We start from the raw sequence: 7,979 nt of genomic DNA, 5'->3' as shown, positions 1-7,979 counted from the left end.
GGCCAGGCGGCGCTCCAGGCGCTCGATGCGGTCGAGGAGGGCGGCCGGCGAGGCGTCGGCCTCCGGCCGGGTCAGGCGGACGAGGGCGACCTCGAGGGCGATCCGGGCGTCGAGCTTCTTGTGGATCTCCACCAGGGCCTCGCCGAGCACCTCGAGCGAGCGGACGGCGAGCGCCCGGCCGAGGCGTTTGCCCTGGTCGAGCGCCCGGTCCCGGTCGGGGCCGGGCAGGTGGGACAGGTCGGCGCCGAGCTCGGCGAGGAAGGCGTCGCGGAGCCGGCGGATCACGGCCGCGCCCAGCTCACGGGGGTCCTGGCCGGCGCGAACCGCCTCCTCGACGGCGGCGAGCGCCCGGCCGGTGTCCCGCTCGCACAGCGACTCGACCAGCTCGTCGGCGGCGGCGACGTCCTCGGCCGCCCCGCCGGCGGCGACGACCAGCTCCAGGGCCGACAGCGTGTCCCTGGCCGAGCCACCGCCCTGGCGGACGACGGCGGCCACGTCGGCGTCGTCGACCTCGAGGCCGGCGTCGGCCGCCACCCAGCGGACGTGGGCGTCCAGCTCGTCGGCCGGGAGGAGGTGGAACTCGTGGTGCTGGCACCGGCTCCTGATCGTCGGGAGCACCTTGCGGGGGTCGGTCGTGGCGAGCACGAACGTGACGTGGGCCGGCGGCTCCTCCAGGGTCTTCAGCAGCGCGTTGGCCGCCGCCCCGGAGAGCATGTGGACCTCGTCGAGGATGTAGACCTTCTCCCGGCCGGGGGTGGCCAGCGCCGCCTTGGCGATCAGGTCGCGGACGTCGTTGACGCTGTTGTTCGACGCCGCGTCGAGCTCGTGCAGGTCGTAGGAGGTGCCGGCCTCGACCGACCGGCACGACTCGCAGGTGCAGTCGGGCTCGCCGTCGACCGGTGCCGCGCAGTTGAGGGCCTTGGCGAGGATGCGGGCCGTCGACGTCTTGCCCGTCCCCCGGGGCCCGCTGAACAGGTAGGCGTGGGCGACGGTGCCGTCCCGCACGGCGTTGCGCAGCGCCCGGGTGACGTGGTCCTGGCCCCGCACCTCGGAGAACCGCCGGGGCCGGTACCGGCGGTAGAGCGACTGGTACGCCATGGCCAGGCGAGCCTACCGGGGGCCGGGCGCGCAAGGGCCCGCCCTCCCAGGTGGCGGCCAGGCGGTCTGCGGCACACGGTGGGCTCCGCTGAGAGCTGCTGCCTCCCGGCCCTGACTCGGTTCACGGGCCACCGTTGCACAGGGCCCGACCGCCACGTGGAAGAGCGGGCCGCCCCACAGGTTACCCTGATCGACCCCGGGAGGGATGCGAGAGCGGCCGAATCGGCACGCTTGGAAAGCGTGTGTGGTGCAAGCCACCGTGGGTTCGAATCCCACTCCCTCCGCCAGCTGTCGTTCTCTCGAACCCACCCTGCTCCTGCACACTTCCAGACGCGCGGCCCGGCGGGCTTTGTCCCATCAGCCGCCCCGACGTCAGGTTGCGGCCGAATCGTCCGATAGATCGTTGTGGCAGTTCGTGGACGTGGCTCGACGCGCCCGGGGCGCCTCCGTGTTCTCGCCGCCGGGCTCTGCGCGGTCACCGCGGTGCTCCTGGTCGGGTTCGGCGTCCTGGTCAAGGACGGCAGCGAGGAAGCCCGACACTCCCTCGACGCCCGATTCCTGACGCGGGCTTCGATGACGGCGGGGTTCGCCCGCGACTACATCACCGATCTCGCCGGCCGCGAACGAGCGCAGGCCGAGCGTCTCCTCGCCGACCCGGTCGTCACCGCCGCGGCCTTCGAGCAGGTCGTCGCCTCGTTCGACTTCGAAGCGGCGGTCCTGCTGGACGGGCACGGTCATCTGTTGCACGTCTCGCCCAGCCGACCAGAGCTGCTCGGCAAGGACATGACCGTCGAGTACGAACATCTCCGGACCGCCGTCGCGGGCGACATCGGCGTCTCGCAGATGGTCCCGTCGGCCGCCGAGGCCGTCCCGATCACCGCCGTCGCGGTGCCCTACGACACGCCGTCGGGTCGGCGCGTCTTCAGCGGCGCCTTCTCCCCGTCGACGGCACCGCTCGGAAGGTTCGTGGACGCCGTCGTCCCCGTCGGCGGCGGCGCCGGCACGCTGATCGACCGGGCCGGGAACGTGCTCGCCGGCGGATCACGCCTGCGACCCCAGACCGCCTTCGCCGGTTGGCCGGACGGGATCTTCGCCTACGAGGCCGCGGACGGCACCGCCATGACCGCCGCCGTCGCGTCGGTCGACGACACCCCATGGCGGGTGGTGCTCACGGCTCCGACCGACGGGCTCCACGCCCCCGTCGAAGGAGCTGCCGCGTGGATGGCGTGGGCGCTGCTCGCAGCCCTGGCGTGCTTCGCCATCGTCACCATCGGCTCGCTCCTGCGACTCGGCGATGCTCGAGCGGAGGCAGCGCTGCTCTCTCGGACCGACATGCTGACCGGGCTCCCGAACCGGCGAGCGACGACCGAGGCGCTCGAGCGGGCCGTCGCCCACAGCGAGCGGAGCGGCGAGCCCCTCGCGGTCTGTCTGGTCGACATCGATCACTTCAAGTCCATCAACGACACGTACGGTCACGAAGCCGGTGACAGCGTGCTCGCTGCCGTGGCTGACGCGTTGGGGCTCGCCACACGCGGCGAGGACCTGGCCGGGCGATGGGGAGGCGAGGAGTTCCTCGTGATCCTCACCGACGCCGACGCCTCGGGCGCCCTCGCCGCCGCCGAGCGGATCCGGGCCGAGCTCGGCGCGCTGCACCTCTCGCTCCCGTCGGACCACCGCTCGCTCACCGTGTGCATCGGCGTCGCGCTGCTCGCCGGCGACGACCTGCCCATGACACTCGTGGGCCGCGCCGACGCCGCCCTCTACGAGGCGAAGTCGAGCGGCAGGAACCGTGTCGTCCTCGCTGACGATCTGCACCGTGCGTCGGCCGGGCAGGCCGCCGCTCTGAGCGCCGCCCCCTGACACCGCCCGCGCCGGGAGCTCGAGGCCCGGCTCCTCCCGACGGCCGTGGACGTCGTCCCGCAGTCGGCGGAACGGCTCCGGCGGGTCGGAACGGCACCGCACGACGTCCGCTCGACGGGGTCGACCGTGTCGACCGACGTCGGTGGACGTCGCGTTGATCGAGGTCGTCCCGTCGAGCTCCGGGACGCTGCCGAGCTCTCGTGCGTCCCGGGGGTACAGCGTCGCCTTCGACCACTGGCTACGGTCCGGCGGTGGACGACGTCGCGGCCATGCGGGTGGCGCTGGCCGAGGCTGAGGCGGCGGTCGCCCACGGCGACGTGCCGGTCGGCGCCGTCGTGCTCGTCGGCGGCGAGGTCGTCGCCGCCCGGCACAACGAGCGGGAGCTCCGGCGCGACCCCACGGCCCACGCCGAGGTCCTCGCCATCCGGGACGCCGCGGCCGCGCTCGGCACGTGGCGGCTGGCCGGGGCGACCGTCGTCGTCACCCTGGAGCCGTGCCCGATGTGCGCCGGCGCGCTCGTCGCCGCCCGGGTCGACCGCCTCGTGTTCGGCGCCGCCGACCTCAAGGCCGGGGCCTGCGGGTCGCTCTACAACCTCTGCGTCGACCCTCGCCTGAACCACGAGGTGGCGGTCGTCCCGGGCGTCCTGGCCGCGGAGTCCGCCGCCCTGCTCACGGGCTTCTTCGGGCAGCGCCGGTAGGGCCGGCGGCTATCCTCGTCCCCGGAGGGCTGCCAGAGCGGACGAATGGGGCGGCCTCGAAAGCCGTTGTGGTCCTTCGGGCCACCGTGGGTTCGAATCCCACGCCCTCCGCCACTCCACGCTGCTACTCGGCGGCGTCGCCGAGTTGCGATTCGACCACCGACGCGCCGTTCGGTCCGCCGACGGACGGCGACGGGCCGTCCTGCGACGAGATCGAGGTGGAGACCAGCGAGGTCGGCACGTCCTGTTGCGCTTCGTCGGGCACCGGTGGCCGGAGACGGGGCGGTGGCGCCGCCCACGGCTTGATCCGCTGCACCGTCGACTCGTAGAAGTCGTCGACGAGCGACAACACGGAGCCGACGAAGCTGCCGCGGCCCTGGCCCCGCTTCAAACCCATCGGCGCGCTCAGTGCGACCCGAAAGCCTCGAATCTCACGCTTCGGGTCGTCGACGAGGAGCGACGGGTTGCTCCGGACATCGCGGAGTAGCTCGCTCGTCGACGAGCCCCTGCCTCGCTTGAAGCAGTCGACGCGGACGGCGTCGGGAGCATCCTTCAACTGGCGCACGAGCCAGTTGACACGGGTCTGAGGGCGGCCCTCGCGCGGCGCCTCCACGTCGACCCACACGGTGACCCTGGCCGCTCTCAAGTCTGCGGTGACCACAAGCGGCCCGACCGTGTTCGGGATGCGGACGCCGCCCTCGAGCACGCCCTTCTCGACCAACGTCTGCACCACCGCCTGGCCTCGCAGCGCCGGCTCCAGGACCTCCCGCCGCGACAGGTTCGGCTGCACCTCGATCCCGAGCCGCCGGCCGAGACGGAGCGAGACGTACATCAGGAGCTGGTCCCACCGGCCGGCCACCTCCGAGGCGGCCTTGTCGGCGGCGCGGATCGTCCCGGCAGCGACCGCATCACGGACCGCGACCCACGACGCGCCCATGTCGTCGAACTCCAGCGCGCCCGACCGCGGGTGCTCGAGGTAGCGGATGAGCTCGCCGAGGATCCACGCCTGGTCGGGGTCGGCGACGCCACGGTGCACCTTCTGCAAGACCGCCTCGGTCAGCACCTGCGTCCACGAGAGGTGGTGGAGCGCGACTCTCCGCAGCTTCCTGCGATCGACCGGCGTCGGGTGGGTGCCGAGCACGGCGGGGATCTCGTTCGAGATCGTGAGGAGCGCGTCGTAGCCGTGCTCGCGGGCGACGTCGAGGTACGCCTCGAGTTGTGCGGCGTCGAGCTGGTTGGTGCCCGTCTTCACCTCGACCAGGGCGACCCACGATCGCTGGCCCCGCCGGATCCGGATCAGGCCGTCGGGGAACACCTTCTTGCCGTCCACGTCGAACGGCACCTCGATGAACGTCTCGATGGTGCCAGCCGGCGCACCGAGCGGGCGGGTGATCGCACGTCCGAACTCCCGGACGGCGGCCATCACGGCGAGCAACGCCGACGTGGCTCGCCGCTCCTGCTCGTCGGCTCCCGAGATCCCCGAGGTCGGGATGAGCCGCGCCGCGTGCCACGTCTCTTCTGCCATCGCTTCCGCCTGCCTTTCCCCCAGTGTCCGACGACAGCGTAGGAGCAGCGGCGACCACGGCGAGCGAGGCACGCCGTCGGCGGGCCGTCAGCTGACGTGCTGGTAGAGGGCGAGCTGGCTGGGGTTGCTGCTGCGGACGGTGGCGATCTCGGGGCGGCCGTCGCCCGTGGTGTCGGCCAGCACGAGCGAGTCCGGGTTGACGAACCCCGGGTACGCGGTCGGGCTACCGAGGCCGGGGCGGTCGAGGGCGGTGAAGACCTGGACGGACCGGCCGGGCGACGTCGTGGCCAGCGTGGCGAGGTCGGTGTCGCCGTCGCCGTCCACGTCGGCCGCGGCGATGTCGGTGATGCCGGCCGGGTGGCGGATCGCCGTCCCGAGGGTGCCGCCGGTGTTGGGCAGCACGAACAGCCCGGACACGCCACCGTCGGTGCCGCGGGGGCCGACGTTCGCGACCTCGGGCAGCGGGTCGCCGAGCAGGTCGGCGACCACCGAGCCGCTGTTGTTGTTGGGCAGGGTCACCGTCTGCACCTGGGTGAACCGGCCGGTGCCGTCGTTGGCGTTCACCCGCACCCGGGAGGAGCTGAAGTTCGTGGTCCCGGTCCGCTCGACGGACACGGCGTCGAGGTCGCCGTCGCCGTCCATGTCGGCCAGGTGGAGGCCGCCGTTCGCCGTCCCCGTCGCCTCGGCCGGCTGGAACGTGCCGTCGCCGTTGCCGCGGAGCACGGTCACCCGGCCGGCGGTGATGGCGGCGACGTCGAGGTGGCCGTCTCCGTTCACGTCGCCGACCTGGACGGAGAAGATGGCGGCCGTCGAGCGGCTGTCGAGGACCGTCGCCGCCCCGAACGTGCCGTCGCCGTTGCCGCGCGACCAGAACAGGTTGGGCGAGTTGCCGCCCATCACGACGTCGGTCCTGCCGTCCTCGTCGAGGTCGCCGAAGGCCGTGCCGAGCGGGAGCTCGGGGACGGGCGACCGCTGGAGCGGGCCGAGCGTGCCGCCCGGCTGGCCGCGGTAGACGCCGACGGCCTGGGGCAGGCGCACGACGACGTCGGACCGGCCGTCGCCGTCCACGTCGGCGGCGTCCAGGCTGCCCACCAGGAAGCCGGGCTGGTTCACGACCGTCACCCTCGGCGCCCGGAGGCGGGCCCGGCCGGCGTTGCGGACGGCCCAGACCGTGCCGCCGGCGTCGTCGGTGGCGACGACGTCGAGCACGCCGTCGCCGTCGAGGTCGACGGGGGTGGGCGAGGCGCCGCCGGTGTTCCACCGCTCGGGCGCCGCCAGCGTGCCCGCCGGCGTGCCGGCGAGGACGGCGAGGACCCGCTCGACGCCGCCGAAGTCGAGGTCGCCGGGGGCGAGCACGTCGAGGCGGCCGTCGCCGGTCAGGTCGGCGAGCGCCAGGTGGGCGACCTGGTAGGCGACGCCGGCGACGGCGGAGGAGAACGTGAAGCGCCCGTCGCCCTGGCCGGCGGCGACCGTCACCCTGCCGCCCGAGGCGTCGCCGAGCACGACGTCGGGCACCCCGTCGCCGGTCAGGTCGCCGACCTCGAGGGTGTACGCCGACAGGCGGCCCTGCGAGTCGGCGCTGACGATGCGGGCGCCGAGCGCCCCGGTGCCGTCGTTCAGGCGGGTGACGGGCGGCCCTTCGGCGTACACGACGTCGAGGTCGCCGTCCCGGTCGACGTCGGCGACCTCCACGTCGCTGACGCCGATGAAGAACGGCGGCGGGTAGACGGCGGGCGCGCCGAGGGTGCCGTCGCCGTGGCCGAACGACACCTCGAGCTGGTCGCCCTGGCTGCCGCCGGCCGAGGCGACGACGTCGATATGGCCGTCGCCGTTCAGGTCGCCGACGGCCAGCCGCTCGGACCCCGAGCTGCGGCTGTAGCGGGACGTGAACGTGCCGTCGCCGTCGCCGGTGAGCACCTTCAGCGTGCTGCCGGCGTCGGAGATGACGGCGGCGACCACGTCGGGCCGGCCGTCCTCGTCGAAGTCGGCCACCTCGACGGCGATCGCCGCGCCGGCGGCCGGCAGCGGGGTCAGGACGGGCGGACCGAGCACCGTCCCGCCCGTCCCCGGCAGCACGACGAGGCCGGCCCGGTTGATGTTGGCGACGACGACGTCCACCACGCCGTCGCCGTCGAAGTCGGCGGTGCCGAGGTCGGTCGGTGACGGCCCGCCGGCGTTGTTGACCCCCGGCACGACCCACAGCTCCCGGGGCGCGGCGGTGGCGCCCGGCGCCATCCCACCGACGAGGCCGACTGACGCGACGGCGGCGACGGCCACCCTGGACCAGGACGCTCGGAGCATGGCCGGACGGTAGGTGGCGGCCGCCTAAGCGGGCCTCAACCCGAGGCCAAGCCGGGTCAGCGCCCGGCGGCGTCGACCCGGCCCCGGCGGCGGCCCTGACCTCTCGAGCACGTCGGCCGGGGCGTCGGTGTCGACGTCGACGGTGGAGCGGACGGCCCCCGCCGCGTTTGCACAGGAACGGCGGTAACTATCCCTCTACTGTCGAACGACGGGCAGACCGCAAGCCGCCGGGGTTCCGGCGGCTTGGGTTGGGGGCTACTCGGTCAGCCAGCGGCGCCCCCTGTCGAACAGCACGGCCGCCTCGGTGGCGAGCGTTTCCAGCAGGTCGAGCGTGGGTGCGTCACCGTCGAGCAGCAGCCCGACGACTTCCCGCGCCCACGACGGCAGGGTGGGGTCGAGTGCGGTTCGACGCGCGTGGCCGGTGGCGTCGTTCCCGCCGTTACCAGGTGGGGCCGTAGCCTCTCCCATGTCGGACCCTCCTCAGTAGGGTTCGGCCA

Annotated in this window: 7 protein-coding genes, 2 tRNA genes and 1 other RNA gene; 4 read left to right on the top strand and 6 right to left on the bottom strand. The window is 73.8% G+C overall.

The window, feature by feature from the left end; translation table 11 throughout:
• Together dnaX and ffs are read right to left on the bottom strand one after the other, a co-directional pair.
• The coding region (gene dnaX, locus VGB14_02610; protein HEX9991796.1) for a DNA polymerase III subunit gamma/tau at positions 1 to 1,098 on the bottom strand (1,098 nt) is incomplete at its 3' end.
• A gap of 52 nt (positions 1,099 to 1,150) precedes the next feature.
• Positions 1,151 to 1,249, bottom strand: an RNA gene (gene ffs / locus VGB14_02605) — signal recognition particle sRNA small type.
• Between the two features lie 48 nt (positions 1,250 to 1,297).
• Between ffs and VGB14_02600 the strand changes: the two genes are divergently transcribed.
• Positions 1,298 to 1,385 (top strand) — tRNA-Ser (locus VGB14_02600).
• An 85-nt stretch (positions 1,386 to 1,470) separates the two neighbouring features.
• On the opposite strand, the gene VGB14_02595 is transcribed toward VGB14_02600, so the two are convergent.
• Entirely contained in the window at positions 1,471 to 1,836 is a 366-nt protein-coding gene (locus VGB14_02595; GenBank protein ID HEX9991795.1) for a hypothetical protein, read from the bottom strand.
• Between the two features lie 3 nt (positions 1,837 to 1,839).
• Here VGB14_02595 and VGB14_02590 point away from each other — a divergent pair, with 3 nt between their 5' ends.
• The 3 genes from VGB14_02590 (at position 1,840) to VGB14_02580 (ending at position 3,770) form a co-directional block, all read left to right on the top strand.
• Positions 1,840 to 2,958 (top strand): diguanylate cyclase, encoded by a 1,119-nt coding sequence (locus tag VGB14_02590; GenBank protein HEX9991794.1) that lies wholly within the window; start codon positions 1,840 to 1,842, stop codon positions 2,956 to 2,958.
• A gap of 251 nt (positions 2,959 to 3,209) precedes the next feature.
• Positions 3,210 to 3,656 (top strand): tRNA adenosine(34) deaminase TadA, encoded by a 447-nt coding sequence (gene tadA / locus VGB14_02585; GenBank protein HEX9991793.1) that lies wholly within the window; start codon positions 3,210 to 3,212, stop codon positions 3,654 to 3,656.
• Positions 3,657 to 3,679: 23 nt separating this feature from the next.
• Positions 3,680 to 3,770: transfer RNA gene (locus VGB14_02580), tRNA-Ser, on the top strand.
• Between the two features lie 10 nt (positions 3,771 to 3,780).
• Here the strand turns inward: VGB14_02580 and VGB14_02575 are convergent.
• From VGB14_02575 to VGB14_02565, 3 genes are all read right to left on the bottom strand, one after another.
• Entirely contained in the window at positions 3,781 to 5,181 is a 1,401-nt protein-coding gene (locus tag VGB14_02575) for a hypothetical protein (protein HEX9991792.1), read from the bottom strand.
• A gap of 87 nt (positions 5,182 to 5,268) precedes the next feature.
• On the bottom strand, positions 5,269 to 7,482 hold the full coding sequence (locus VGB14_02570; GenBank protein ID HEX9991791.1) for a VCBS repeat-containing protein: 2,214 nt from the start codon (positions 7,480 to 7,482) through the stop codon (positions 5,269 to 5,271).
• Between the two features lie 255 nt (positions 7,483 to 7,737).
• Entirely contained in the window at positions 7,738 to 7,950 is a 213-nt protein-coding gene (locus VGB14_02565) for a hypothetical protein (protein HEX9991790.1), read from the bottom strand.
• Positions 7,951 to 7,979 lie beyond the last annotated feature (29 nt).

The organism is Acidimicrobiales bacterium (genome assembly GCA_036399815.1).
GTDB lineage: Bacteria > Actinomycetota > Acidimicrobiia > Acidimicrobiales > DASWMK01 > DASWMK01.
The sequence above is the reverse complement of the archived record's forward strand: the minus strand, read 5'-3'. Positions and strand labels throughout refer to the sequence as shown.